The 26,738-nt window shown below is 68.8% G+C and carries 25 protein-coding genes, 1 tRNA gene and 1 pseudogene; 15 read left to right on the forward strand and 12 right to left on the reverse strand.

Translation table 11 applies throughout. From position 1 onward, the window contains the following. The coding region (locus tag JJL56_RS30635; protein ID WP_200487609.1) for a SwmB domain-containing protein at nt 1–3,154 on the reverse strand (3,154 nt) is incomplete at its 3' end. Nucleotides 3,155–3,740: 586 nt separating this feature from the next. Further along, complete coding sequence (locus JJL56_RS30640; RefSeq protein WP_247890834.1) at nt 3,741–5,096, reverse strand: ATP-binding response regulator; 1,356 nt, start codon at nt 5,094–5,096, stop codon at nt 3,741–3,743. 615 nt (nt 5,097–5,711) lie between these two features. Here JJL56_RS30640 and JJL56_RS30645 point away from each other — a divergent pair. The 3 genes from JJL56_RS30645 (at nt 5,712) to JJL56_RS30655 (ending at nt 7,117) form a co-directional block, all read left to right on the forward strand. Continuing rightward, nucleotides 5,712–6,092, forward strand: coding sequence for a hypothetical protein (locus JJL56_RS30645; RefSeq protein WP_145628447.1), 381 nt, complete (start codon nt 5,712–5,714; stop codon nt 6,090–6,092). A gap of 235 nt (nt 6,093–6,327) precedes the next feature. Then, nucleotides 6,328–6,732, forward strand: coding sequence for a response regulator (locus tag JJL56_RS30650; protein WP_200487611.1), 405 nt, complete (start codon nt 6,328–6,330; stop codon nt 6,730–6,732). A gap of 10 nt (nt 6,733–6,742) precedes the next feature. After that, entirely contained in the window at nt 6,743–7,117 is a 375-nt protein-coding gene (locus JJL56_RS30655; RefSeq protein WP_345772662.1) for a hypothetical protein, read from the forward strand. Nucleotides 7,118–7,204: 87 nt separating this feature from the next. Here the strand turns inward: JJL56_RS30655 and JJL56_RS30660 are convergent. The 3 genes from JJL56_RS30660 to JJL56_RS30670 form a co-directional block, all read right to left on the reverse strand. After that, nucleotides 7,205–7,290 (reverse strand) — tRNA-Tyr (locus tag JJL56_RS30660). Between the two features lie 135 nt (nt 7,291–7,425). After that, a complete protein-coding gene (locus JJL56_RS30665; protein ID WP_247891339.1) occupies nt 7,426–8,082 on the reverse strand; it encodes a nitrogen fixation protein NifQ in 657 nt (218 codons plus the stop codon). A gap of 119 nt (nt 8,083–8,201) precedes the next feature. Continuing rightward, nucleotides 8,202–8,645, reverse strand: coding sequence for an SRPBCC family protein (locus tag JJL56_RS30670; protein ID WP_145628450.1), 444 nt, complete (start codon nt 8,643–8,645; stop codon nt 8,202–8,204). Between the two features lie 92 nt (nt 8,646–8,737). Between JJL56_RS30670 and JJL56_RS30675 the strand changes: the two genes are divergently transcribed. Beyond that, nucleotides 8,738–9,157, forward strand: a complete 420-nt coding sequence (locus JJL56_RS30675; protein WP_145628452.1) for a secondary thiamine-phosphate synthase enzyme YjbQ — start codon at nt 8,738–8,740, stop codon at nt 9,155–9,157. Between the two features lie 19 nt (nt 9,158–9,176). Here the strand turns inward: JJL56_RS30675 and JJL56_RS30680 are convergent. Then, nucleotides 9,177–9,560, reverse strand: a pseudogene (locus tag JJL56_RS30680) (YkvA family protein); the annotation flags it as partial. Between the two features lie 15 nt (nt 9,561–9,575). Then, on the reverse strand, nt 9,576–10,883 hold the full coding sequence (locus JJL56_RS30685) for a lytic murein transglycosylase (protein WP_200487612.1): 1,308 nt from the start codon (nt 10,881–10,883) through the stop codon (nt 9,576–9,578). Nucleotides 10,884–11,270: 387 nt separating this feature from the next. Here JJL56_RS30685 and JJL56_RS30690 point away from each other — a divergent pair, with 387 nt between their 5' ends. The 4 genes from JJL56_RS30690 to JJL56_RS30705 all read left to right on the forward strand — a co-directional run bounded on the left by JJL56_RS30690 (nt 11,271) and on the right by JJL56_RS30705 (nt 16,520). Continuing rightward, a complete protein-coding gene (locus JJL56_RS30690) occupies nt 11,271–11,621 on the forward strand; it encodes a hypothetical protein (RefSeq protein ID WP_145628461.1) in 351 nt (116 codons plus the stop codon). A 34-nt stretch (nt 11,622–11,655) separates the two neighbouring features. Beyond that, nucleotides 11,656–12,426, forward strand: a complete 771-nt coding sequence (locus tag JJL56_RS30695; protein WP_200487613.1) for a DUF72 domain-containing protein — start codon at nt 11,656–11,658, stop codon at nt 12,424–12,426. A gap of 44 nt (nt 12,427–12,470) precedes the next feature. Beyond that, nucleotides 12,471–15,125 (forward strand): DUF2339 domain-containing protein, encoded by a 2,655-nt coding sequence (locus tag JJL56_RS30700; RefSeq protein WP_200487614.1) that lies wholly within the window; start codon nt 12,471–12,473, stop codon nt 15,123–15,125. Between the two features lie 87 nt (nt 15,126–15,212). Continuing rightward, nucleotides 15,213–16,520, forward strand: coding sequence for a hydroxyacid-oxoacid transhydrogenase (locus tag JJL56_RS30705; protein WP_200487615.1), 1,308 nt, complete (start codon nt 15,213–15,215; stop codon nt 16,518–16,520). 51 nt (nt 16,521–16,571) lie between these two features. On the opposite strand, the gene JJL56_RS30710 is transcribed toward JJL56_RS30705, so the two are convergent. Beyond that, nucleotides 16,572–17,339: a phage tail protein gene (locus JJL56_RS30710; RefSeq protein ID WP_200487616.1), complete on the reverse strand. Its 768-nt coding sequence runs from the start codon at nt 17,337–17,339 to the stop codon at nt 16,572–16,574. 48 nt (nt 17,340–17,387) lie between these two features. Beyond that, a complete protein-coding gene (locus tag JJL56_RS30715; protein ID WP_200487617.1) occupies nt 17,388–18,155 on the reverse strand; it encodes a phage tail protein in 768 nt (255 codons plus the stop codon). 333 nt (nt 18,156–18,488) lie between these two features. Here JJL56_RS30715 and JJL56_RS30720 point away from each other — a divergent pair, with 333 nt between their 5' ends. Together JJL56_RS30720 and JJL56_RS30725 are read left to right on the forward strand one after the other, a co-directional pair. After that, complete coding sequence (locus tag JJL56_RS30720) at nt 18,489–19,565, forward strand: CgeB family protein (RefSeq protein ID WP_200487618.1); 1,077 nt, start codon at nt 18,489–18,491, stop codon at nt 19,563–19,565. 402 nt (nt 19,566–19,967) lie between these two features. Beyond that, on the forward strand, nt 19,968–21,050 hold the full coding sequence (locus JJL56_RS30725; RefSeq protein WP_145628482.1) for a glycosyltransferase: 1,083 nt from the start codon (nt 19,968–19,970) through the stop codon (nt 21,048–21,050). An 11-nt stretch (nt 21,051–21,061) separates the two neighbouring features. On the opposite strand, the gene JJL56_RS30730 is transcribed toward JJL56_RS30725, so the two are convergent. Continuing rightward, nucleotides 21,062–22,174 (reverse strand): GNAT family N-acetyltransferase, encoded by a 1,113-nt coding sequence (locus JJL56_RS30730; RefSeq protein ID WP_145628485.1) that lies wholly within the window; start codon nt 22,172–22,174, stop codon nt 21,062–21,064. A gap of 98 nt (nt 22,175–22,272) precedes the next feature. Between JJL56_RS30730 and JJL56_RS30735 the strand changes: the two genes are divergently transcribed. Next, nucleotides 22,273–22,764 carry a GNAT family N-acetyltransferase gene (locus tag JJL56_RS30735; protein WP_145628488.1) on the forward strand — a complete coding sequence of 164 codons (492 nt, stop codon included), beginning with the start codon at nt 22,273–22,275 and terminating at the stop codon, nt 22,762–22,764. A gap of 107 nt (nt 22,765–22,871) precedes the next feature. Here JJL56_RS30735 and JJL56_RS30740 read toward each other — a convergent pair whose 3' ends face one another. After that, nucleotides 22,872–23,087 carry a hypothetical protein gene (locus JJL56_RS30740; RefSeq protein WP_145628490.1) on the reverse strand — a complete coding sequence of 72 codons (216 nt, stop codon included), beginning with the start codon at nt 23,085–23,087 and terminating at the stop codon, nt 22,872–22,874. A gap of 368 nt (nt 23,088–23,455) precedes the next feature. Further along, the gene (locus JJL56_RS30745; protein WP_145628493.1) at nt 23,456–23,710 is read right to left on the reverse strand and encodes a hypothetical protein; all 255 of its coding nucleotides are present in this window, start codon (nt 23,708–23,710) and stop codon (nt 23,456–23,458) included. 211 nt (nt 23,711–23,921) lie between these two features. Here JJL56_RS30745 and fumC point away from each other — a divergent pair, with 211 nt between their 5' ends. The 4 genes from fumC to JJL56_RS30765 all read left to right on the forward strand — a co-directional run bounded on the left by fumC (nt 23,922) and on the right by JJL56_RS30765 (nt 26,678). Beyond that, complete coding sequence (gene fumC / locus JJL56_RS30750) at nt 23,922–25,322, forward strand: class II fumarate hydratase (RefSeq protein ID WP_145628496.1); 1,401 nt, start codon at nt 23,922–23,924, stop codon at nt 25,320–25,322. Between the two features lie 19 nt (nt 25,323–25,341). Next, nucleotides 25,342–25,545: a ribbon-helix-helix domain-containing protein gene (locus JJL56_RS30755; protein ID WP_014239903.1), complete on the forward strand. Its 204-nt coding sequence runs from the start codon at nt 25,342–25,344 to the stop codon at nt 25,543–25,545. Nucleotides 25,546–25,644: 99 nt separating this feature from the next. After that, the gene (locus JJL56_RS30760; RefSeq protein WP_145628499.1) at nt 25,645–26,358 is read left to right on the forward strand and encodes a DUF599 domain-containing protein; all 714 of its coding nucleotides are present in this window, start codon (nt 25,645–25,647) and stop codon (nt 26,356–26,358) included. A gap of 143 nt (nt 26,359–26,501) precedes the next feature. Next, a complete protein-coding gene (locus JJL56_RS30765; RefSeq protein ID WP_186453039.1) occupies nt 26,502–26,678 on the forward strand; it encodes a hypothetical protein in 177 nt (58 codons plus the stop codon). Nucleotides 26,679–26,738 lie beyond the last annotated feature (60 nt).

A 26,738-nucleotide genomic window follows, 5' to 3' on the forward strand; every position in this document is an offset into this window, starting at 1 on the left:
TGAGCTGCTGGTCGACGGTGCGGTTGCCGTCGGAGACGGTGAAGGTGCTGGTGCCCTGCATCGGCCCGGCGGGCACGCCGTTGAGGAAGGCGGCGTCGAACACGTAGGCGTAGTGGCCGGTCTGGCTGTTGACGTAGGAGGTGCCGCCCGGCCCGGTGGACCAGGTGTCATAGGTGACGCCGTTGCTCAGCGTGACGCTGCCGGACTGGACCGGGGAGGACTGCGACCCGGCGATGGAGTAGGTCAGCGTGTCGCCTTCCAGATCGGTCGCGGAGAGCTGTCCGGCGACCAGCGGGAAGGTGTCGGCGGCGGCGGTGTCGACCAGCGTCGCCGGGGTGGTCGGGACGGCCAGGACCGGCGGGGCGTTGGTGTCGATGCGGTCGTTGTTCTGGCTGATCGCGGTGGTGTAGGGGGTGTTGGCGTTGCTGGCGCTGTCGACCAGGACGATGTTGACCGGGATGTCCTGGTTGGCCGCAAGGTTGCCGGTGCGCTGGCCGTCGGCGGTGACCGTGAAGGTGGCGGTGTAGGTGGTCGCGTTGACCTTGGTCAGGTTGCCGAGCGCGAAGCCGTCGACCGTGCTGCCGCTGCCCAGCGTGTAGGTGTCGCTGTCCGACGCCACGGTGATCGTCACCGTCACCGTGTCGCCGACCTTGGCCGACTGGTTGGGAATGGTGACGGTGGTGATCGACGGCGGCGTCGTGTCGACGGTGTTGTTGGTGACCGACTGGTTGGTGACCGTCGCCGCGTCGGTGCCGCCGGTCGCGCTCTGGATCGCCGCCGCGTCGTCGCCGCTGGTGGGGTCGGTGTAGCTGACGGTCACGGTCTGCCCGTGCTGGACCGCCTGGGCCAGCGTCAGGGTGACTGTCTTGTTGACGCCGTTCACGGCGACGCTGGAAACGGTGACCGCGCTGCCGCCGACCTTGACCTCGAAGGCGCCCGCCGCCGGGCCGTTCACGGCGTCCAGCGCGGCATCGTAGGTCAGAACCAGCGTCGTTCCGTCCACCGTCGCGCTTTGCAGGACCGGGGCGGGCGGGACGACCGCCACCATGACGGAGCCGGACGAAACCGCCGTCTGGGGAAACATGGGGATGCCGCTGAAGGACGTGAAGACGCTGACGGGGAACTGGCCGGACACGTCGGTTCCCGACGCCGTCACGTCGAAGGTGAGGGTGTGGGTTCCGATCGCGATGATGCCGGTCAGAGTGCCGTCCGCGATGGCGTCGAGCTTGAGATTGGAGATCGTCCAGCCGCTGGGGGCGGCCACGTCGAAGTGAATGGAGCTTCCCACTATGGCCAGCGCGGCGGAGACATTCACGGTGAAGGAAAGCTGGGTCGGCGTGCCGTTGGTGAAGGTGGCGGTCGGGTTGTCCGGCGTGATGGTGATCGGGGAAAGGCTGCCCGGCTGCATCCCGATCGACGCCGTGACGAGCTTGTTGACCTCGGTCGTGTTGTTCGTCGCACCGCTGTCGGTAATCGAGCGCAGGACGATGGGGCGCGTTTCGCTGAGCCCGGTCCTGGTCTGGTCGAGGCTGGTGACCGAGGCGGCCGTCGTCTTGTAGGCGATGCTGTCGATCAGCATGCTCATGGCGCTGTTGCTCAGCGTCATGCCGCTGACCGTCACCGTGGCGACGCCGTTCACCAGAGTCACCGCGTACGCGCCGCCGGTGAAGCTGCCCGTCGTTCCGTTGCTCAGCGCGATGTCGGTTCCGGCAATGGTCAGGAACTCGCCGCTTCCGGTTCCGGCGACGTTGTGGACGGTCAGCACCATGCCGGTGAAGGTCTGCCCGCCGTCCACCGTGGAGGCCGAGACGGAATTGAACAGGTCGAAGGTCGGATTGCCCATGCCCACCTGGCCGTAGCCATCGTTCGGGGTGAGCGTCAGCGTGGGCGGGGTGCCGTTCGGGTCGAGCGTGTTGTTGGTGACCGGTTGGGCGGTGAAGGTCGCGGCGTCGACGCCCGTGGTGCCTTGGACGGCGTTGGTGTCGTTGCCCGCCGTCGGGTCGGTGTAGGCGACCGTCACCGTGTCGGTGTGGGAGACGGCCTGGGCCAGCGTCAGCGTGACGGTCTTGTTCGCGCTGTCCACCGCGACGTTTGTGACGGGCACGGTGCTGCCGCCGGCCTTGACCTCGAAGGCGCCCGCTGTCGGCGGGTTGGCGGAGTCGAGCGCGACGTCGTAGGTCAGCACCAGCGACGTGCCATCCGCCGCCGCGTTCTGAAGGACCGGCGGCACCGCAGGGCGCGGCCCCATGACCGTGGTTACAATGTACACCGAGGCGACGTCGAGGCCGTTGGTGGCCTGAATCACTCCGCTGCTGTTGTCGCCCGCCGGATCGACGTAGCGGAATTCGATGTAGTCGCCGGCCGTGAGAGTGCTGCTGACGGTCAGCGTCACGGTCTTGCCGGACACAACGGCGGCGGTCACGTTGACCTTCGTCCCGTTGATCAGGACGGCGCCGGTGCCCCAGGACATGTCGCCGGGCGAAATCGCATCGAAGGTGGACAGGGCCGGCTGGCTGGCGCTGTCGAGGTTGCCGTCGAAGGTCACGGTGATGGTGGACTCGCCGACATAGGCGACGGTGTCCACGGATTCGGGAGCCGCCATCAGCACGCCCATGTAGCTCTCGATCCGCAGCGTCTCGGCCCGCACGACGCCGCGGGTCCAGGCGAGATCCCAGTCGCCGCCAAGATCCGCGGCGCCCGTCGGCGTCCGCGACGCCGCCATGCCGGCGCCGGTGATGTCGGCCAGCGCGTCGAGGAACGACCCGCCGTGGCCGCTCGCCACGTTGCAGCCGTACAGCAGGATGTCGCCGTCATCGGCCAGGCAGGCGCCGACGGCCGCCAGTTCCGCTTCCCGCGTCGGCAGTTCCGCTTCGTCCAGCCGCGCCGTACCGAGTTGCAACCCGCCCTCGAAGCCGTGGCAAAGCACATGGAGCGCCTGGATGCCGTGGCGCCCCGCCAACGCCTGCGCCATCACCGTCACGCCGTCCTGGCCTTCGCCGATCAGGACCGCCTCCACACCGGGGGGAAGCTCCGCCTGAAGATCCTGCCAACCGGCAAGGGCGGTGTCGATGACGGCAATCTCGGTTGCCGAGCGGAGGAAGCGACCAGAGGTGGTGACGCACGAGGTGGGGGCGGCGGCGGACGCTTCGATCATGGCGGGCGTTTCCTGAATGGGATGCAATCCGGAATACGCGCTTCATGAAAGAAATGGGTACTCCGTTTGATTTTACATGCCCATAAATGGCCGTCCGGGTCAATATGGTCAAAGCATGAAATCAGCATTTGACACAGCGTACTTCTGCCCGTCGGTAAGGATAGATGCTTTCCTTGATGTTTCAAATTGCAACATATCGCATTATTTGTCATGTTAATGTATCATTAATTATTGAAAACAGGGAAGTAGATGCGTGAACGTTCCGTGCATTTATTGTTATGTTCTGCACGATTATGAGAAAACAGACAGAAAATGTGGCGCAGTGGAAAATTGGAACGGCAAGCACCGCTTCCCATCTGCTGCTCATCGCATTTTGGGAAAATGCGTTGGTGACGGGTGAAAGGACCAATCACCCATGGTCAGGATTTCACCCTTCTGCGCACGAGGGTGCCAAGCCATTCGTTCCACTTGTTGAGACGATTTGGAAGATCCTCTCAAGATGGACGCATTCCGGCGGCCGTTGATTCACACGCCGGGGCTGTGGTTACCGGTATGGCCGCGGATTTGCGCTCGCGGCGTTCGCCGGTCATGGGTCCATGACGTCGCCCAGCGTGGCGGCGAGGTCGCCGGGTTCCACCGGCTTGTGCAGCAGGCGGCAACCGATGGAGCGCGCCTCGCGCAGCCGCTCCGGCGCCGTGTCGCCGGTGATGATGACGACCGGCACGTCCCAGCGGCTCCGCACAAGCTCGGCCACCGCGCGGCCGGTCTGGCCTCCGGGCAGGCGATGGTCGGCCAGCACGACATGGGGTCGGTTGCGCATCCGGGGAAGGCGGGCGGCCAACTCCTCCGCCGAGCCGACGGCCGTCACCTGAACGCCCCAGCGTTTCAGCAGCATGGTCATGGCGTGGCGCACCCGCTCGTCGTCCTCCACCAGCAGCACCCGCCGGCCCTTCATCCGGTCCGTCGGGGATGCCGTCGCCGCCGCGCTGGTGGCGACCGCGGCCATGGCGCGGGCGGCGGCGGTCAGGCGGCGGTCGGGTTCGGGGGAGAGGGCGGCGCGCGGAACCGTCACCGTGAAGACCGTGCCCCGCCCGACCTGCGACCGCAGGTCCAGTGTCAGGCCGAGCAGCCGCGCCATGCGGGACACCAGCGGCAGGCCGAGGCCGAAGCCCTTGGCCGCGCTGCGCTCGGGGTTGTCGAGCTGATGGAACTCCTCGAAGATGGCGGCGCGGGCGTCGGGGGGAATGCCCCGCCCGTCGTCCCACACCTGAAATTCCAGCGCACCGGGGCGGCGCCGACAGCCCAGAAGGACGCGCCTTCCGCATCCCCCACCGTGGCGGATGGCGTTGGACAGCAGATGGGTCAGTATCCGTTCCAGCAGCCGCGCGTCGGTCCGCACCACCACGCCGCAGGGGTGGACATGCAGGCTTGTCCCCTCGGTCGTCGCGCTGTCCCGGAATTCCTGGGCCAGGCGGCGCATCAGCCCGTCGGGGCGGAACTCCGTGACCGCGACGTCCACCGCGCCGGCCTCCAGCCGGGCGAGGTCCAGAAGGCCGCTGAGCATCCCGTTCAGGCTGTCGATGGACGCCTGGAGCAGATCCGCCGCTTCTCTGGCTGCGGGGTTCGAACCGACCGTGCCGCTCAGGATGTGGGCGTACAGCGCCGCCGCCTGGATCGGCTGGCGCAGATCGTGGCTGGCGGCGGTCAGGAAGCGTGCCTTGGCCCGGTCGGCGCGCTCCGCCGTCTCATGGGCGTGGCGCAGTTCCTCCTCCCGAGCGGCGCGGCGGCCCTCGGCGCGGTGCAGCCGGTCGCGAAGCCGGCCCATCTCGCGACGCTGCTCGACCAGTTCGGCGGCCAGACGCGCGCTTTCCTGGACTAGGCGACTGGCGTCGCGCTGCAGGCGGTCCGCGGTCCGAAGTCCTTCGACGAGGTTGCGGTTCATTGCCCCCAGGCATTCCCGCAACGCTTCCCCGCTGGTTGGCTCGGCTTTGTCCGGTTTATCCGAATCCACATTTTTTTTCGGCATGGACGTCTCCACGATGGCCCCCGCTCACCGCCGCAAATCAACTTCCGGCTCATGAATCCACGTACGTCAGGTCACAACAGCGCAGGACAGGAAATGTTTTCGGGGCAACGATGATTCACGCGCGTGCCGGGAGGTTGATGATCGTCCTCAGGGTGTCGGTTGCGGAGCAGCGACACGCGGTGCCCAAAAGAGCGGCAGATTGTCGCACATGTGACGTGTCCTGTTGACGACGAGAAACGCAGCCGACGGCACCGGGACGGCCGCCGCGATGTTGAGTCTCCATGCGCCCTTCCGGACGCCATGAGCTAATCAGATGGAGTTTCAAGGCGATGCGGGAAGCCGGCAGCGGGGCGGGGCGGCCCTGCGCCGCCACCTCCCGCCGCTGGCACAACGGTTGCTTTGTGCGCAAACGGATGCAGGTTTCCACCATACGGGATGTTCTTGACCTTGTTAGTTCGGTGAACAATCTAACGTCCCTGGCGCCTGCGCGGCCCGTGGCTGGTGTATTTGGAGGCAGGTTTGATCAACCCTATGATTACGGCCACCGCCGGCTGGTCTGAGGCGGTGGAGGAGCGGGCGCAGCGCTTGCTCCGCTATCAGGTCGGGACCGAAGGGCCGGATGGCGCTCCGGTGACCGTGCAGACCATGTTCCAGCGCTGCGGCTTCACGCCGATCGCCAGCGCCCGCTTCCTGATGTGCATCCCGCCTTTGACCGCGATGCACGAACTGACCAAGACCGTCACGCGCTTTCGGATCGACGGTGATGCCTGCCCCGACCCGGCGGGCATGGCGAAGGCGGCGCTGTCCTTCGCCGGGCGCGCGGTGGCGGTGCATGAATTGCACCCGGAGCGCCGGCTCGTGGCTGGTGTGATCTCCACCCTCCTGGGGTTGCAGGGAAGCAGCCGCCGATAGCATCCGGCAGGGATTGGGGATGCGTTCGATCCCTGCGGAGAACCAAGGGCCGTGCGGTTGCGCGCGGCCCTTCGTCATGCCCTGCTGCAGGAAATCCACCATTCTTTAAAAGTTGTAACCGTCCTTTGGTTGCTCGTTCGGCGGACTCGCTTTATCAGTGTTCGACTGTATGACCATGGGCTGGTCCCACCAGTGCTTGGCCAATTCCCGGGCTCGGGCGAAGGAGGGTGCCGCGATGGACAGGAAGCCGGTCGATTACGGGCAATACAGCATCCTGGTTATCGAAGATCAGCCCTTCGTGCGACGGACCATCATGCAGATCCTCTCGCAGATCGGCTTCCGTTCGATCGCCGAGGCCGACAACGGGGAGACCGGCATGCGGGAATGCATCCGCACCACCCCCGACGTGATCGTCTGCGACATCGACATGAAGCCGGTGTCCGGCCTTCAGTTCCTGGCGGAGTTGCGGGCCAGCGCGGAGGTGCGGAACCGCCGCACGCCGGTGGTCTTCCTGACCAACCACACGGAATCCGAAATTGTGAAGAAGGCCATGGCATTGGGCGTCAACGGCTTCGTCGTGAAGCCGCCGTCCTTCGGCGCCCTGAAGGAGCGGGTGGACCGCCTGCTGGCCGGCAAGTGAGGGCCAGCAAGTGAGAGAGAGCATGGGGGGCGTGGTGCGGCGTGCGGTGATGTGCGGTCTGGTGGTGCTGCCGATGGCCGCCTGTTCGGGGGAGCCGGGCGAATCCGACATGCGCAAACTGGTGGAGACGCATACCAGGCGGGCGCTGGACGGCCAGGGGCCGGGCGGCTTCCGCGGGTTCGAGGGCTTCCGCAAGCAGGGCTGCGTGGACACGAAGTACCGGAACGGCGCTCCGAGGCCGGACGACAAGCAGTATGATTGCTATTATGCGGCGACCTTCGCGCCGCAGCCGGGCGTGCCGGCGATGACCGTGAACGGGAAGGGCCGCTTCACCCGCACCGACAAGGGCTTGACCTTCGAGGATCTGGGGGCGCAGCCACGCTGATATGGCGCGCTGATGCGGCAACAATTCAGCGCTGTCTGGAAAAGGAAACGGCCGGCCATGACCCTGTCATGAACCGGCCGCGTCAGATGGTGGAAGGGGCTGGATTTGAACCAGCGTACGCTTACGCGGGCAGATTTACAGTCTGCTGCCTTTAACCACTCGGCCACCCTTCCGCTGATGCTTGACGCGACCATCGGAGACCTGCCGTTCATCGGGCCTTGCTTGGCCTTCCGTCCGGCGGGTGGCGTTATCTAACGGGTGGCGGCGCTCCGGTCAAGCGGCTTTCTTCACCCGCGGCGCATCTTTGTTCAGGCCCCCTCGCCACGGGCCACGCGGGCCAGGGCGCTCAGCGGGTCACCGTCCTCCGCGCTGAAGCAGGCGCTGAAGTCGTCGCACACCTCGCAGTTCGGGGATTTGCAGAGCATCAGCCCCTCGCGCTCGCAGAGTTGGCGGTAGAAGAATTTCTTCCATTTCATGTCGCCGCTGTTCAGCGCGACCAGCGACGGGAAGTGGCGGCGGAACATGGCGTTCAACTCCCGCCGGTTGGCGAAGCCCATGTCCTGCCAGAGATGGTTCGGCCCCAGTGTGCGGCGGGCGACGATGGCGGCCAACCACTCCTCCTCGACGGTCCCGGCGGCGCGGTGGTCGAGCAGGAAGGCCCGCAGATCCTCCTCCTCGATGGCGTCCTCGCCGCTGTGGTCCGGCCCAATGTCGCTCTGTAGCATGGGGAGGAGATGGGCGAAGCCCGCCGCGTGCCGCTGGATCAACTCGGCCAGCGCGCCGCGCGCCAGCCCCAGGGACGCCGTGACGCCGCCGGGATGCTGCGCGGCCAGCCCGACGATGCGGCTGAACAGCAGCCGGTCGAGGGCCGGGCCATCCGGAACGCCGTCCAGAGCGTCGGCGGGCGGGTGGATCGAGAAGGCCGCAGGATCGGCGATGTCGGCAATCACGGTGTCGGCAATCATGGTCGGCGAACTCCCGCATCGGGGGGTTGTTCGGTCATGACCATGATGGTGGATCAAATTCCCGCAACTGCGAAGTGGTTTTTTGCGGGTGCGTTGTCCTCACCCGTCCGTCATCCGCTTCAGCCGTTCATGACCTCCGCCGTGAAGCGCTCGAAGAAGCCGTCGATGACGCGGTCGGCCTTGGCCTTGACCAGCTTGACCGCCAGCCGCCCGACGGCCCCGCCCAGCGCCGCCGCCAGCGTGAAGGACAGGTGGGTGTGGCCGTCCACCTCCTCCAGCGTGATGCGGGCCTCGCCCTTGACCGCCCCGGCAAGTCCGCCCTTGCCTTCGGCGTAGAGGATGTAGAAGCGCGGCGCGTCCTCCGGCGCCACCCGGACCCGCCCGGCGAAGCGCGCGTTCAGCGGCCCGACCGTGGCGCGCACGCGCGCGGCGTATTCGGTGGGCGTCAGCCGGTCCATCTCCTCCAGCACCGGGATGCAGCGTTGCAGCACGGCGGGGTCGCAGAGCGCGGTGAAGACCCGCTCGCGCGCCGCCGGAATCCGGTACTGGCCGTTCAGCTCCATGGATCACCTGTTGTTGGCCGGGAATGCCAAGCGATTTGGTGTATGGATGACCCGCTTCCAAGACGCGCAATCGAATACGGAGGGCGACAAACATGCGGCAGGCCGTTACGACGCTGACCACCCGCACCCACGGCCAGGGGCTGGTTGAGATGACCGAGCCGGTGGCCCGCTGGGTCGCCGCCCAGGGCATGGAGACCGGTCTGCTGACGGTCTTCTGCCGGCACACCTCGGCCTCGCTGGTGATCCAGGAGAACGCCGACCCGAGCGTGCGCGGCGACCTGGAGCGCTTCTTCAAGCGGCTGGTGCCGGAAGGCCCCGCGCTTTACGACCACATTCTGGAAGGGCCGGACGACATGCCCGCCCACATCCGCAGCGCGCTGACCACGGTGCAGCTGTCCATCCCCGTGCTGGAGGGGCGGATGGCGCTGGGCACCTGGCAGGGAATCTATCTGTTCGAGCACCGCCGCCGGCCCCACGAGCGGACCCTGGCGCTGCATCTGCTGGGCGAATGAAGGCAAAGCGCCCGCGCGACTACCCCAGCCAGCCCGCGACATGGGGTTCGAGCCACCGGAACAGGGCGACGGCGGCGACCAGCCAGATTCCGACCATCAGCGCGGCGGCGGCGTGGCTGACCGGTCGGGCGGCCAGCCGGGCGGCGGTGGCGCGGTGTTCCTCCAGCACCGCCGCCGGGATCAGGCGGATGACCAGCAGGATGCCGAGCGGCACGATCAGCAGGTCGTCCAGATAGCCCAGGACCGGCACGAAATCGGGGATCAGATCAATGGGGCTGAGCGCGTAGGCCGCCACCGCGGCGGCGGCCACGCGGGCGTACCACGGCGTCCGCGGGTCGCGCGCCGCCAGATAGAGCGCGATCACGTCGCGCTTGATCCGCCGCGCCCAGCCCTTCGCCGCCGCCAGCATCGCGGGCGGTCAGCCCGCCGCCGGGATGGGGGCCGCGCTCTGGCGCAGCCGCTCCAGCAGGGACTTGGTGGCGAAGCCGTCCGGCACGGCGCCGATCGACTGCTGGAAGCGGCGCACGGCGTTGCGGGTGTTGGCGCCGACGATGCCGTCCGCCGTTCCCGGCTCCATGCCCAGCGAGGCCAGCCGCTCCTGAAGCTCGATCCGCTCGTCGCGGCTCAGCGCCGGTTCGTGGCGCGGCCAGCTTCCCTGCACGCCGGAACGGCCGGCGAGACGGTCGGACAGCAGCGCCACCGCCAGCGCGTAGCTGGTGGAGGGGTTGTACTTCATGATCGCCCGGAAATTCTCCCGGACCAGGAAGGCCGGCCCCTGCGCCCCGGCGAGCATCAGGACGGCGGCCCGCTCCTCCTCGCCGCCAAGATCGCCGCCGTTGACCGGACGCACGCCGAGGCGGCGCCATTCGGACACCGGCTTGGCGATGTTGTATTCGGCCTGCTCGTAGGGGAAGCCGGCGGGCAGGGTGACCTCCTCGCCCCAGCGCTCCCCGGTGCGCCAGCCGTTGGCCTGCACGAACTTGGCGGTGGAGGCGAAGACGTCGGGCAGGCTGCCCCAGATGTCGCGCCGCCCGTCGCCGTCCTCGTCGGTGGCGTGCTTCAGGAAGATGGTCGGCATGAACTGGGTCTGGCCCATGGCGCCGGCCCAGGAGCCGCTCATCCGCTCCGGCGGGATGTCGCCGCTGTCGAGGATGCGCAGCGCGGCCAGCAGCTCCGTCCGGAAATAGCTGGCGCGGCGGCCTTCGTAGGCCAGCGTGGTCAGCGCATCGACGACGGAAAAGCCGCCGGTGAAGTTGCCGAAATCGGTCTCCACGCCCCAGAAGGCCACCAGGATTTCCGCCGGGACGCCGGAGCGCTGGCTGACGCGCCGCAGCAGCGCGCCGTTGTCCTGGATGCGCTGGCGCCCGGCCTGGACGCGGCGGTCGTTGACCGCGCTGTCCAGATACTGCCAGGGCTGGCGGTTGAACTCCGGCTGGGAGGAATCCAGTTCGACCACCCGGTCCGACAGCTTCACGTTGGCGAAGGCGCGGTCGAAGGTCTGGGCGCGGATGCCCTGGCCGAGCGCCTCGGCGCGCAGGGACTTCAGCCAGTCGGCGAAGCTGACGGCGGGCTGGACCGGCGCCACGCTGGCCGGGGCGGCGGCGGACGCCTTCGCGGTTCCGGACGTGGTGGTGGCCGACACGGGCGGGGCGCCCGTCGTCTGGCAACCGGCCAGGATCGTGGTGGCGAGCAGGAGGCGGACGGGAAGGGACAGCAGGGGGCGCATGCGCTCTCGTGACCATCAGGGAAAAGCTGTGCGGGAGCCTAGGACGGACGGCTCTTTCACTCAACGGACAAGTTCCGGTGCCGGAAGCAACGCTCATCCGCCACGCGCGGGGGACGCGGGCAAGAATCGACACGGATTGCACGGATCAAACCGGATTTCACGGAGTCATTCGGCTCGACCCGCGGTGTGCTTGCGGGTTTTCAGAAATCCGTGAAATCCGTGTCGAATTTTGTCATCCGACGGATTGACGCGGCGCTCGGACAGCCTTGGTTTAACCGTGAACAAAACTTGAACAAACGGGATGAAATCCCCATATCCAGGGCATTCCGAAACCAGAGAAGAGACGTTCGCGGCCCGCCCCCCGGCGCGCCGCCGAGAGGGCTTTCCATGCCGTATTTTCCGACCATCGAACTCACTCCGCAGGTGTCCCTGCTGCTGGCGCGGGGGGCTCTGCGCTTGAATCCCGGCCAGTGGGTGCGGGGGCCGAAGGGGCATGGCCGCTACCTGCGCACCGACCCGCGGACCGGCACCACCTATGTGAGCTGGCTGCGCCCCGGCGACGATTGGGAAGCCGCGTCGCAGCGCTTCAGCCGAGCCTGCCGGAAGGGCTTCATCGGGCGCTATCGCGGCGGCTACGAGGCGGAGAAGGCGCGCCGGGAGATGGCCCGCCTGATCGCCGACGCCGACCGCTCTGAAGGCGTTCCAATGCGGGACGAGCGGCAGCCGACGCTGTTCTAAGGCGGGAACGCACGCGCCCATGGAGAGCAGAGGCTTGGCCGAAGGGACCATCAACGCCATCCGCATCGGCTGCGCCGGCTGGAGCATTCCGAAACCCTCCGCCCCGGCCTTCCCGGCGGAGGGCACGCATCTGGAGCGCTACGCCCGCGTCTTCCCGATTGTGGAGGTCAACAGCCGCTTCTACCGTCCGCACAAGCCGGAGACCTGGGAGCGCTGGGCGGCCTCGGCACCGCCGGACTTCCGCTTCGCGGTCAAGCTGCCGCGCGCCATCACGCACGAGCAGCGGCTGAAGGACTGTGCCGCCCCGCTGGAGCATTACCTGTACGAGGTCGGGCATCTCGGCGACCGGCTTGGGCCGCTGCTGGTGCAGTTGCCGCCGACGCTGCGCTTCGAGCCGGCGGTGGCCGGCCCCTTCTTCGCGGCCCTGCGCGAGCGGTTCGCCGGCCTCGTCGTCTGCGAACCGCGCCACCCGAGCTGGTTCGCGGCGGAGCCGGACCGCCTGCTGGTCGACCACGCCGTGGCCCGTGCCGCCGCCGACCCGGCCCCGGTGCCCGCGGCGGCGGAGCCGGCGGGCTGGGACGGTTTCCGTTACTGGCGCCTGCACGGATCGCCGGTGATGTACCGCAGCGCCTACCCGCTGGACGTCCTGGACCGACTGGCCCGGCGCTTCCGGGACGAGGCGCGGGAGCGTCCGGTCTGGTGCGTCTTCGACAACACCGCCGACTTCCACGCGGTGGATGACGCGCTGACGCTGATGAGCCGTTTGGATGCCTCCACAGGTCAGAGAGACAAGCCCGGCGGCTGACCGCTATCGTTGCGCGAACGCAAGCGCAGCCGGGGCGGTCGGGTATGGACGTCATTCTTCTGGTGCTGATCGGGGCCATCGTCGCCCACCGGTTCAACCGCCGGCTGACGGCGCAGGAGCGCGAGATCGTTCGGCTCCGGCTGGCGCTGGAGCGGTGGCAGGGGCCGGCGGCGACCGACGCCGCGCCGGTCGATGCTCCCGCCGCGGACACCGCCGTCATGGTGGAGGCTCCGCCGGAGCCGCCGCCGATCCAACCGCCGCCGGAGCCCACTCCACCCCCGCTGTCGGTGTGGAGCCGGCTGGAGGACGCGCTGGCCGGGCGCTGGCTGATCTGGCTGGGCGGGGCCACGGTCGCCCTGGCGGCGGCCTTTTTCATCAAGATGTCGGTCGAGCAGGGCTGGCTCGGCCCCGGCGTGCGCGTCACGCTCGGCCTGCTCTCCGCCGCGGCGCTGATGGTCGGCGGCGAATGGCTGCGGCAGCGCGGCGGAGGGGCGGAGCCGGGTGGGCGCGATCCGGTGCCCCCGGCTCTGACCGCGGCCGGCCTATTCACTGGCTTCGCCAGTGTCTATGGCGGCTATGTGCTCTACGACCTGTTCGCCCCGCCGGTCGCCTTCGCGCTGCTCGGCGGGCTGGCGGCGCTGGGCATGGCGCTGTCGCTGCTTCAAGGACCCTACATCGCGGCGCTGGGGCTGCTCGGCGGCTTCGCGACGCCGCTGCTGGTTTCGTCCATCGGGGGATCGGCCTGGGGGCTGTTCGCCTATCTTCTGGCCCTGTCGGGCGCCGGCATGACGGTGGTGCTGTGGCGCGGCTGGCGCTGGCTGGGGCTGGGCACGCTGATCGGGGCGGCGGGCTGGGTGCCGGTCTGGTACGTCGGCGGCTGGAACCCCGGCGACGCCCTGCCGGTGGGGATCTACCTGCTGCTGACCGCCGGGCTGTTCCTGATGCCGGCCCTGCTGGCCGGGCCGGTCGAGGCGCTGCCCCGCACCACCCTGTTCGACATGCTGCGCTGGACGGGGCGCCCGCGCGCCGACCGTCTGGCCGTCGCGGCGGTGGCGGTGCTGGGGCTGCTGATGGCGATGCTCGTCACCGTGGACGGGCACCGCACCGGATCGCTGGTGATGTTCGCCCTGTTCGGGCTGCTCTCCATTGCGGCGGGCCGGCGGATCGAGCGGATCGCCGGCGTCGCCTGGATCGGCGCACTGGCCGTGCTGTTCGCCTTCGCCGGCTGGACGGTGCCGCGCTGGCCGTTGCCGCCGCCCGCCGTCACCGCCGACGGGCATCCCATCGTCCCATCGCCCGGTTCGGGGTTGCCGTTCCAGTCCGGGCGGTTTCTGTGGGCGGTGGCCGGCTTCGCCCTGCTCTACGGGATGTGCGGCTTCATCGCCCTGTGGCGGTCGACGCGGGCGGCGCTGTGGTCGTCGCTGGCGGCCTGGATGCCGGTGGTGCTCCTGGCGCTCGCCTATTGGCGGCTGGACCCGCCGCAGGCCGACACGCTGTGGCCGGTGGCCAGCCTGGCGCTGGCGGCGCTGCTGGTCGCCGGAACCGGCCCGCTGGCCCGCCACCGCCACCAGCCGGGCGTCAGTCTCGGGCTGGCCGCCTTCGCCGCCGGGGCCGCCGGGGCGCTCAGCCTCGGCGCCGTCATGATGCTGCGCGAGGCGTGGCTGACCGTGGCGCTGGCCGCCCAGGTTCCGGTGCTGGCGTGGTTGGAGCGGCGCATGGGGCTGCGCTCGCTGCGCGCGGTGATCCTGCTGGTGGCGGGCGCCGTCCTGGTCCGGCTGGCGCTGAACCCGTCCGTGTTGGAATATGGAGAGGACGGGCTCGGCTGGATCGTCTACGGCTACGGCCTGCCGGCGGCGGGATTCTTCCTGGCCGCCCATTGGTTGCGCTCCGCGCCGGACGGCAGGGGAGATGGCAAGGGTGATGACGGCGTGGTGGCACTGCTGGAGGCCGGTGGGCTGGCCTTCGTCACGCTGCTGCTGTCGCTCGGCATCCAGGCGCTGACCCGCGGCACGCTGGACGAGCCGCCCGACACGCTGCGCGAGGTGGCGCTGCACACGCTGGTCTGGCTGGCGCTGGCCCTGCTGCTGGCGACAGGGCGGCGCTGGCGGGCGCGGCCCGTGGCGGTGTGGGGACGGCGCATCCTGGCCGGGCTGGCGGCGCTCCAGGCGGCGGCGCTGCATCTGGTCGTCCTGAACCCGCTGTGGAGTGGCGAGGCGGTGGGCTCCTGGCCGGTGGCGAACACGCTGCTGCTCGCCTATGGGCTTCCGGCCATGCTCGGGCTGCTGTTCCTGTGGGTGGAGCCGCTGCCGGCCCGCCTGCGCCCCTGGGCGGCGCTGCTGCCGCTGGCGCTGCTCGGCATGAATCTGGCGCTGGAGATCCGCCACGCCTTCCAGGGGCCGGTCCTCTCCGGGCCGGAGCTGCCGGACGCCGAATGGTACGGCTACTCCGTCGGTTTCCTGGCGGCGGCGGTGCTGATGCTGGTGGCCGCCCTGCGGTACCGGCTGGGCTGGCTGCGCCACGCCGCGATGGCGCTGATCCTGGCGGTGGTCGCCAAGGTCTTCCTCAGCGACATGGCCGAGCTGGGCGGGCTGTACCGCGTCGCCTCCTTCCTCGGGCTCGGGCTGAGCCTGATCGGCGTCGGCTACCTCTACCGCCGGCTCCAGGGCACCGCGCCGCAGGGAGGGCAAACAATCGCCTGAGCGAACGGTTGGGTTGACAGCCGCCCCCCTCTCGCGCTCCGATGATGGCAACGAACGCATAAAACAACGATCGGGAGGACCGCGCCCATGACCAGCCCCATCGCCCATCCCATCCTGCCCGACGGCGACAGCGGCTTCACGGTGGAGGCCGCGTCGATGAAGTTCGGCCGCGGCATGCTGGCGGAGGCGGGGAACGACGCCAAGGCCATGGGCATGCGCCGGGTGGCCCTGTTCACCGATCCCCATGTGGCCGGCATCGCGCCTTTCGTGGCGGCGCTGGAGTCGCTGAAGGCGGTCGGGCTGGACGTCGCCGTCTTCGACCGATGCGCGGTGGAGCCGACCAGCGCGTCCTTCCTGGAGGCGGCGGACTTCGCCCGCGACGGCAAATTCGACGGCTACGTCTCCGTCGGCGGCGGGTCGGTGATCGACACGGCCAAGGCGGCGAACCTCTACGCCACCCACCCGGCGGACTTCCTCGCCTACGTCAACAAGCCGCTGGGCGAGGGGCGCCCGGTGCCCGGCCCGGTCAAGCCGCACATCGCCTGCCCGACGACCTGCGGCACCGGCAGCGAGACGACCGGCGTCGCCATCTTCGACCATGTGGAGATGCGGGTGAAGACGGGCATCTCCTCCCGCTATCTGCGGCCGAATCTGGCGCTGGTCGACCCGGCGACCATCGACAGCCTGCCGCCGGGCGTCATCGCCTCCACCGGCTTCGACGTGCTGACCCACGCCATCGAGAGCCACACCGCGCGCTCCTACCGCTCCCGCCCGAAGCCCGACGCGGCCAACCCGCGCCCGCCCTACCAGGGCGCCAACCCCTGGTCGGACATCGGCAGCCTCCAGGCGATCCGGCTCGGCGGGCAGTATCTGGAGCGCGCCGTCAACGACCCGGCGGACGAGGAGGCGCGCGACGCCCTGATGTTCGCGGCGACTCTGGCCGGTCTGGCCTTCGGCAACGCGGGCGTCCACATCCCGCACGCCATGTCCTACTCCGTCGCCGGGATGAACCACAGCTTCACGGCGCTCGGCTACGAGAAGGCCAACCCGATGGTGCCGCACGGCATCTCGGTGGTGCTGAACGCCCCGGCCGCCTTCCGCTTCACCGGCTCCGCGGAACCCGAGCGCCATCTGCGCGCCGCCGAGGCGCTGGGGGCGGAGGTCCGCGACGTGTCCCCGGCGGACGGCGGCGCCATTCTGGCCGCCCGGCTGATCGCCATGATGCGGGCCACCCATCTGCCCAACGGCCTGTCGGCGCTGGGCTACGGCGCGGCGGACATCCCGGATCTGGTGCGCGGCGCGATGGCGCAGCAACGGCTGCTGACCATCGCGCCCCGCCCGGTGACGGAGGAGGATCTGCGCGGGCTCTACGCCGACGCCATGACCTACTGGTGAGCGTACCGGCGGACGGCCCCTTCCTGTGGGGGGAGGCCGCCCGCGCCGGTTTTACGGACGGTTCGGGTACAGGCCGGTCGTCGCGATGCAGACGGTCTGGCCGATCGCCGGGGACTGGGTGGAGACCTTCTGGGTGGCGCCGGCCGACGCGGGCGCGACCGCCACGGTGCCGCCGGTGATGCCGGTGTTGGGAACCGTGACGGTGCCGCTGGCCGTGCCGGCGACCTTGGCGCCCGTGCCCGGGCCGCTGGTGTTGTACGGCCCTTTGATGGTGACGCCGGCGCCGCCGTCATCGATCGAGGCGTCACCGAGATAGACGGTGCCCGAGGTCGGGGCCGACACCGGGGTGCCGCCGTTGGTGACGGGAAGGCTGACGTCGCCGGTGAAGGGAACGGTGGTCGAACCGCCCGAACCGCCGCCGGTGCCGGTGAAGGTGGCGGTGTGGGTGTGCGGCTGCAGCGGCACCTGCGCCGCCGACAGCAGAAGCTCCTGCTGGCCGACCTTGGCGCCGATGGCGATGTTCGCCAGGCCGGGGCCGGTGCCGGACCCGATGGCCGTGCGACCGCGCAGGTCGGGGATGCCGAAGAGATCCGCGTTGTTGCCGCCGTAGCGGTAGCCGATCAGGGCGAACAACGCCTGGTTCTCGCGGACCGCCAGCGTGCGGCCGTCGGCCACGACATAGCCCTGCGGGCACCAGTCGAACGAGTAGGTGCAGATGGTGCCGATGTAGGGCTCCACGTTGCAGGCGGCGGCGGGGGTGCTGAACAGAGCCAGGCCGCTGGTCATCGCAAAGGCGGCGGAGAGGAGAATCTTGCGCATGGTGGGTCCTCGGCGTTGGGAGGGTTCGGATTCCGGGTCCGCGATCCGTTACGGACGGTTCGGGTACAGGCCGTTGGCCACGATGCAGACGGTCTGGCCGATCGCCGGGGACTGGGTGGAGACCTTCTGGGTGGCGCCGGACGACGCGGGCGCGACGGCCACGGTGCCGCCGGTGATGCCGGTGTTGGGAACCGTGATGGAGCCGCTGGCCGTGCCGGCGACCTTGGCGCCCGTGCCCGGGCCGGTGGTGTTGTACGGGCCCTTCAGGGTCATGCCGGCGCCGCCGTCGTCGATCGAGGTGTCGCCGAGATAGACGGTGCCCGAGGTCGGGGCCGACACCGGGGTGCCGCCGTTGGTGATGGGGACGCTGACGGTGCCGGTGAAGGGAACGGTGGTCGAACCGCCCGAACCGCCGCCGGTGCCGGTGAAGGTGGCGGTGTGGGTGTGCGGCTGCAGCGGTACCTGGGCCGCCGACAGCAGAAGCTCCTGCTGGCCGACCTTGGCGCCGATGGCGATGTTTGTCAGGCCGGGGCCAGTCCCGGTGCCGATGGCGGCGCGGCCGCGCAGATCGGGGATGCCGAAAGTGTTCGCGTTGTCGCCGCCGTAGCGGAAGCCGACCAGGGCGAACAGCGCCTGATACTCGCGGATCGCCAACGTCCGGCCATCGGCCGGGATGTAATTGCGGGGACACCAGTCGAACGCGAAGGTGCAGATGGTGCCGATGTACGCCTCGTCGTTGCAGGCGGCGGCGGGGGAGCTGAACAGAGCCAAGCCGCTTGCCATTGCAAGTGCGACGGGGAAAAGAGCCTTGCGCATGATGTGTCCTTCGCGTTGGGATTGTTTTATGAGTTGTGACGTCGGGTTGTCACACAAGTGAATGATTTTCTTTTTTCACGAATTTATTATCTCATATCCCTCTTAGGTGGTTAAACGACATTTTTATACAAATTCATTCATAGTTGGGTCCGTTCCGTAATCGACACGCAAAGGGTGTAGCGTCGGCAGGAGAGCGGCAGGTCGGCCGGACGGGGGCCCCTGGGGCACCCCCTCCGCGTGGGTCCGGCGTCCGGAACACGATCGGACGGGGCACGTTGTTCCGGAAGGGCCATCGGGATGGAGGCTCGGGGGCGGAGGCATGGCGCCAACATCATGAAAATCATCATCTTCGGACAATCCATCAGCTCCTCCTGGAGCAACGGGCACGCCACCCTGTGGCGGGGGCTGGTCAAGGCCCTGGCGCGGCGCGGCAACCGCGTCGTCTTCCTGGAGCGCGACACGCCCGAGCGGGCGGAGCACCGCGACCTGTGGGACATCCCCGGCGGAGAGCTTCTGCTCTACGACCGTTGGGAGGACGTGGCGGCGGCGGCGCAGCGACACGCCGACGAAGCGGACGTAGCGATGGTAACCTCCGGTTGTCCGGACGGGGCGGTGGCCTCCCACCTCGTGCTGGGGTCGAAGGCGCAACGCACGGTCTATTACGACCTCGACACGCACATCACCCTGTCCCGCTCCGAAACGGGGGAGCGGCCGGCCTATCTGCCGCCGGAGGGGTTGGGCGGATTCGACACCGTGCTGAGCAGCACCGGCGGGCGGGCGCTGGAGGCGCTGAAGACGCAACTGGGCGCGCGCTTCGTGGCGCCGCTCTATGCCTGGGTCGATCCCGATCTGCACCGGCCCACCGACCCGGTGCGGCGCTATCTCGGCGACCTCTGCCACCTCGGCGCCTGGGTCGAGGACCGGCGTGTGGCGCTTGAGGCGCTGTTTTTCGAGCCGGCCCGGCGGCTGGCCCGGCGGCGGTTCGTCCTGGCCGGCGGCGGCTACCCGGACGGCGCCTCCTGGGGCGCCAACATCCATCGCGTCCGGCATCTGCCCCCGGCGGAGCATGCGGCCTTCTTCTGCTCCTCCACCCTGACGCTGAACGTGACGCGCCAACCCCTGAAGGCGATGGGCTGGTGCCCGTCCGTCCGGCTGTTCGAGGCGGCGGCCTGCGGCGTCCCGGTGATCTCCGACGAATGGGAGGGCATCGGCGCCTTCTTCGAGCCGGGGCGCGACATCCTGGTGGCGCGGGAAACCGACGACGTGACGACGGCGATGATGCTGCCGCGCGGCCATCTGGCCACGCTGGCCCAGCGCGCGCGGTCGCGCGTTCTGGAAGAGCACACGGCGGAACGGCGGGTGCGGGAGTTGCGCTCCATCCTCGACATCAAGGGGGGCGGCGATGATTGATCCGACGTTCCCCCCTTGCCCGGCTTGCCCCTGTTGGAAGTAAGCCGCTCTGGGCATCCTGACCGTCCGGGCGGGTTCCCGGTTCCGAGGTCGGCAACCCGGTGCAGGACGGCTATCCCTTCCGCGGGTCGATCCACTTCCAATACCCCGGTTACCGGCGGCCCATTTTCGTAGAAAACAAAAGAAGGGGCTATGGCAACAGGACTGTCCCGATTCCGGCTGTTCTCCGGGCCGCAAAGATGTCGGAGAGAAAGAAGAACGTGCGTCAGACAATAAGTTCCAATGAATAACACCACAGGGACATGGGATGAACGAAGCGGTGATGCGTAGGAACAGGCCGGCAGGACATCGTCACCCGAGCGTCGGAGCCCCTTCGGGCCTTTCTTTCCCGGAGGTCGCGCGATGGCATTGACCATCCTCACCGTGGCGTCGCCCTTCGCCCCGATCGGCGCCGATCCGGAGAACGAAGGCACGGCGGAGCAAGTGGCCGGCGCCATCGACGCCGCCCTGGTCCGCGCCGGGCACCGCTCCATCGTCATCGCACCGGAGGATTCCGCGGTGGCCGGAACTCTGATCCCGCTGGCGCGCGTCCATGGCGGCGCGCGTGGGCAGGTGCCGGACGAGCGGGCGCAGGCCGCCGTTCTGAGGCGCGTCGCCACCGTGGTCGCCGGGGCGGTGGAGGACCACGCGCCCGACCTCGTCCACATCCATGTCCGGGACTTCGACGTCCTGCTGCCGCCGCAGGACGTGCCGGTCCTGGCGACGCTCTACCTGCCGCTGGACCGCTACCGGCCGGAAGCCCTGACGGTCCCGCGGGCGAACCTGCATCTCCAGCCGGTGTCGGCCGCGCAGGTGCGGGGAGCGTCGCCGGGGCTGACCCTGCTGCCGCCGCTGGAGATCGGGGTGGCGGTGGACCGCCTGCACATCCGCGTGCCGAAACGCCGTTTCGCCGTCTGCCTGGGCGACATCGAACCGGAGATGGGCTTCCACATCGCGCTGGACGCGGCGCGGCAGATCGACATGCAGCTTCTCCTCTGCGGCGGCCTGTCTCGCGGCGCGGACGAGCAGCGTTACCTTCAGGAGGAGATCCGGCCCCGGCTGGACCCCAAGCGCCGCTTCCTCGGGCGGATCGGCTTCGGGCGCAAGCGCTGGATGCTGGGGGCGGCGCGCTGCCTGCTGGCGCCCAGCCTGATGTCGGAGCCGACCCCCGTCGCGGCGCTGGAGGCGCTGGCCTGCGGCACGCCGGTGGTGGCCTTCCCGACCGGTGCCCTGGCCGACCTCGTGGAGCCGGGCGTCACCGGCTTCCTGGTCAAGGACGCCGAGGAGATGGCCCGCGCCATCGAGGACTGCGAGGGCTTGGACCCCGACGCCTGCCGCGCCGTCGCCCGCGCCCGCTACTCGCTGGACGGCATGACGGAACGCTATCTGGCGCGGTTCGATGAGCTGGTCGGGGGAGGGGCGGCGGCGGCGGCGGGAGTGGCGTAGCGCCCCTTCCTTTACGGCTTGGCTCCATAGAGCTTGGCCATCGACAGCTGGTCGGCCAGCCGCCCGTCGATCAGGCTGTGGCGGCGGGCCACCGCCTCCTCCTGGAAGCCATGCTTGGCGTAGAAGCGCCGGGCGCGGCCGTTGTGGCCGAACACCCAGAGCGACAGCCGGTGCAGCCGCCGCGCCCGCACCCACAGATCCGCCGCGTCGATCAGGCGTCCGCCGACGCCCGTCTCCCAGAAGTCCCGGCGCACCGCCAGCCCCAGGCCGGCCTCGTGCGCGGTGCGGGCGTAGGCGCCGGTCCACAGCGACAGCGAGCCGGCGATGGTCCCGTCCGCGACCGCCAGCAGGGTGGCCGCCCGGTCGCCGATCCTCTGTTCGGCGAGGAATCGCCGGGCCGCCGCGACGTCCGGCAGGGATTCGGCGGCGCTGCGCATCAGGAAGTGGGTTTCGCTCCGCACCGCGTGGTCGTAGGCGAGGTAGGCGGCGGCGTCCGCGGGCAGGGCGGGGCGGATCTCCAGCCGTCCGATCCGCGCCTGGGATGGCGCTTCGACGGTCAGGCCGGGCATCGGGATCGGCCATTCCGGAACGCCCTCCGCCCCGATGGCCTTGCCCATCAGCCGCTCGCTGCGCCACGCGCCGTTGACGCGCAGGACGTCGCGCATCAGCCCCTCGTCGAGAAAGCCGAGCCGTTCGTAAAGGGACAGGGCGCGGCCGTTGGCCTCGGCCACGGTGAGTTCCAGCCGGTGCGCGCCGGTCCGCCGCGCCCAGTTCTCCGCCGCGGCGAACAGCGCGGTGGCGACGCCGCGCCCGTTCCAGTCGCGCCGCACCCCGGCCGCCAGGGTCACCGCGCCGCGGTTGCGGCGGAACCGCCCGCCATGGGCGCTGAGATAGCCGACGAGGTCCGCGGGGCGGTTCCCCACAGCCTCGGCGACGAAGATGGTGGAGTTGCCGGACGCCTGGAAGGCGGCGAGATCGCGCGCCCAGAAGGGCCGCTCGCCGGGCTCGCGCAGGAGGAAATCGCTTTCCGTGTCGATCCGCGCGACCAGGGCCAGCAGGGCGTGGCGCTCGCAGGGCCGGGCTTCACGGATGGAAAAGCCGCCGATGGTCTGGATGTCCCGCATGGCGCGCAGCCTAGGCCCGCCCAGGGGCGATGGCAAAGCGGTTGTTGCTTGGCGGCCGGCGCGGCTATCGTCGCGCCATCGTGAGATCTGGAGTTGCCATGCCCACCGTGACCGTCCGTCCGTCCGTCGAGGCCGATTGCCCGACCATCCTCCGCTTCGTCCGGGAACTCGCCGAGTTCGAAAACGAACCCCACGCCGTGAAGGCGAGCGAGGCGGACTTCCGGCGCGACGGCTGGGGCGAGCGTCCGGTGTTCGAGGCGCTGATCGCCGAACTGGACGGGGAGCCCGTCGGCTTCGCGCTGTGCTTCCGCAACTATTCCACCTGGGAAGGGCGGGCCGGCCTGTTCGTGGAGGATCTCTACGTCACCCCGGACGCGCGGCGCTATGGCGTGGGCCGCAAGCTGCTGGCGACGGTGGCGAAACTGGCGGCCGAGCGGGGCTGTCGCCGTGTCGACCTGAATGTGCTGCACTGGAACCCGGCGCGCGATTTCTATCTGCGCATCGGCTTCAAACAGATGGAGGAGTGGCTTCCCTACCGTCTCACCGGCGATGCGATCGCAGCACTGGCCGCGCAGGCGGATGAGGCTTGAGGGAACGGGAGCAACCTGCTGTTCCGCTGGGCTGACGGTCGGGGCTTTTTGATCACCCCGACCTGATCGCCACCACGGTGTTCTCATGCCTGGGTCGTCCGGGACCCTCAGGCGGCCTTGGCCAGCATCGCGGCGTTCAGCAGGTCCAGGTAGCCGGACCGCTCCTCGCGCAGGGTGGACAGCAGGTCGGCGAGGCTTTCGCGGACGAAGGGGTCGTTCTGGCCGTCGATCCGGTTCTGCGCCAGCTGGATGAATTCATCGACCAGGGCGATGTGAACGCGAGAGGACGAGGTAATCTGTTCGGTGGTGGTGGTGATCAGCATTTTAAAACTCCGTTTTGTCTTGTGTGTTCGTGATGTCTCTATTTGGCCATGTCCCGGTTAACGACTTACTAACGGGGCCTCCGCCGGGCTGGTGTCTTGAGGGGTAATCCCGCAACCGACAAATATAGGGGGCTTTTATCCATATGGATTACCACTTTTCTTGATTGGGGCAGGCGCTTTTCTGAGGCTGTGAGACTTTTCAAGGACTTCCGTCGAAGGTCGTAGCGACCGGACCGGCATAGGCGGGAGGGAGCGGAGCCTGAACGGCGGCGTCCGCAAGCCTTAAGCCGCGGCGGCAGGGCGTTAACAGGCCGTCCCGCCGGGCGGAGTACATCCTTTGCGGGACCCGGTGCGCCGGGCGTAACCCGTCACGCGGCGCGCGGCAGTCGGCCCGCGGCGCGGTCCATGCGGTCGGCGCGCTCCAGCGCCTGGGCGACCAGATCGTCGAACAGGTCGTTGACCAAAGCGGACAGGCGCACCGGTGCACCGCCAAGCTGCGGCCCTTCCATGAGCAGGGTGCCTTCCTCGCCGGGGCCGACCACGTGCCAGCCCTTCGCCGTCATCTCGGCGACGCGGGTCTTGGCGATGAAGGCGCGGACATGGTCCATGGCGAAGTCGCTCATTCGAATCTCCCAGGGCTGGAGAGGGGCAGCGGAAGAGGGGCAGCGGGGCCGGTCACGCCGAAACGGTAACGCAGGAAATGGAACGCAACAAGAACAAATTCGGCCGCCCCCTTGCCCAAAGGGGATTTCGCGTTGATTCCCCTTGCCCGGCGGGCGATTCGGGAAAAAATTCGCTGACCGGAAGAATGTTCGAACCGACGAGGACCTGACCATGACCGGCAAGACCGGGATGCGCACCGAGACCGACAGCTTCGGACCGATCGAGGTTGCCGCCGACCGTTACTGGGGCGCCCAGACGCAGCGCTCGCTGCGCAACTTCCGCATCGGCGGGGAGCGCATGCCGCCGGCGCTGGTGCGCGCCCTGGGCATCCAGAAGAAGGCGTCGGCGCTCGCCAACATGGCGCTGGAGGTGCTCGACCCCCGGCTGGGCCGCGCCATCGTCGAGGCGGCGGAGGAGGTGATCGACGGCACGCTCGCCGATCATTTCCCTCTGGTGGTCTGGCAGACCGGCTCCGGCACCCAGACGAACATGAACGCGAACGAGGTCATCTCCAACCGCGCCATCGAGGCGCTGGGCGGCGAGATGGGGTCGAAGAAGCCGGTCCATCCCAACGACCACGTCAACATGGGTCAGTCGTCCAACGACAGCTTCCCCACCGCCATGCACATCGCCGCAGCCGAGCAGATCCACCACGAGCTTCTGCCGGCGCTGGAGCACCTGCACGCGGCGCTGGCCGCGAAGGCGGCGGAGTTCGCCGACATCGTGAAGATCGGGCGCACCCATCTTCAGGACGCCACGCCGCTGACCCTGGGGCAGGAGTTCTCCGGCTACGCCACCCAGATCGCCTACGGGATCGAGCGGGTGAAGGCGTCGCTGCCGCAGCTCTACCGGCTGGCCCAGGGCGGCACGGCGGTGGGCACCGGGCTGAACGCCAAGACCGGCTTCGCCGAAGCCTTCGCGGCGGAGGTGGCCTCCATCACCGGGCTGCCCTTCGTCACGGCGGAGAACAAGTTCGAGGCGCTGGCCACCCACGACGCGCTGGTGGACGCCCACGGCAGCCTGAACACGCTGGCGGTGTCGCTGATGAAGATCGCCAACGACATCCGTCTGCTCGGCTCCGGCCCGCGCTGCGGCATCGGCGAGATTTCCCTGCCCGAGAACGAGCCCGGCTCCTCCATCATGCCCGGCAAGGTGAACCCCACCCAGTCGGAGGCGATGACCATGGTCTGCGCCCAGGTGATGGGCAACCAGACCACCGTCAGCATCGCCGGCGCCACCGGCCATTTCGAGTTGAACGTCTTCAAGCCGGTGATCGCCTACAACGTGCTGCAGTCGATCCGGCTGCTGGCCGACGCCTGCAACAGCTTCACCGACAACGCCGTGGTCGGGATCGAGGCCAACCGCGAGCGCATCGGCCAGTTGCTGAACGAAAGCCTGATGCTGGTCACCGCGCTGAACCCGCACATCGGTTACGACAACGCGGCGAAGATCGCCAAGAAGGCCCACAAGGAGGGAACGACCCTGAAACAGGCCGGCGTGGCGCTGGGCCTGCTGACCGAGGAGCAGTTCGATCAGTGGGTCAAGCCGGACACCATGGTGAAGCCCCGGTGACCGGGGCCGTGCGCCGTCCATGAAGAAGCGCTCCGTCCTCATCGCCGGGCACCCGACCAGCGTCTCCCTGGAAGAGGAATTCTGGGAGGCGCTGAAGGGCCTTGCGCAGGCGCGGGGCATGTCGGTCAACGCGCTGATCGAGGAGATCGATTCGACCCGCAGCGGCAACCTGTCGAGCGCGATCCGGGTCCATGTCCTGAACGCGGTGCAGGGGCGGGGGTAGGGGCTTCCTGCCCCGCCGGGGGCCGCTGGACAGGCGGCGGGAGGACGGTTACACCCTTGCGCCGGACCGTCCCCTTCCTCCGTGCCAGAGTGTCCGCCCGTGACGCCCGACATCACCATCCTCGATATCCTCGCCTTCCTGTGGTTCCTGGCCTGCTGGGCGGGCTTCACGCTGATCCAGGACCACATGCTGGGCGGGCGCATGGTGGTCAACCAGCATCTGAAGAAGGCGCGCCGTCATTGGATGGAGCGGATGCTGGAGCGTGACAACCGCATCATGGATTCGCAGCTCATCGGCCACACGATGCAGAGCTGCACCTTCTTCGCCAGCACGAACATGCTGGTTCTCGCCGGTCTGGTCGGCGCCTTCGGCGCGGTGGAGAGCGCCCACAAGCTGGTCGGCACGCTGTCCTTCACGGTGCAGACGACGAGGGAGTTCTTCGAGTTGAAGATGCTGCTTCTCGTGGCGATCTTCACCTTCGGCTTCTTCAAATTCACCTGGGCGCTGCGCCAGTACAATTACTGCTGCGCCCTGATCGGCTCCGCCCCGCTGCCCCCGGTGCCGGCGGAGGAGAAGACGGCGATGGCCGACAGCATCGCCGCCGCCATGACGCTGGCCGTCAAGGCGCTGAACGGCGGCATGCGCGCCTATTACTTCGCCATGGCGGCGCTGGCCTGGATGCTCGGCCCCTGGTTCTTCATGGTGTCCACCGCGGCGGTCATCGTCGTCCTGACCCGTCGGCAGGGCTTCTCGGCGACGGAAAAGGTCATCCGCGTACAGGTGGATGCGCTGGAGAGACGTGAGCGGCGATGATGCACGTTTTTGGCGATAAATATGTTAAAATGTTCTAAATCTGCGACGTTATGGCCAATACGCTGCAGCGCAAATTAATGCTTTTGTCATAGCCGCCTGATGAATGCGTGCGCTGCAGCACGCCATGCTCAAGGGGGTTGGCCATGGACATCGACACGGCGGTATCGGTCTTGAATTCGCTGGACGAGGCGGAACGGCTTCTGTCGGAGGTCCGGCTGCATCCGGGGGCCTGCGGCGCCGCCAAGGAGTTCATGGACCGCAACCGCGAGCTGCTCGCTCAGGCACGCCACTGCATCGACGCGGCGCACGAGCTGGCCTAATACTACAGCCGGGATCATCGGTTGTTGCGTCTGTTGAGTTGGCGTTCTGCGAAGAGGATG

Origin of the sequence: Azospirillum aestuarii, from assembly GCF_016632405.1 — a bacterium.
In the GTDB taxonomy this organism is placed as follows: Bacteria; Pseudomonadota; Alphaproteobacteria; order Azospirillales; family Azospirillaceae; genus Azospirillum; species Azospirillum aestuarii.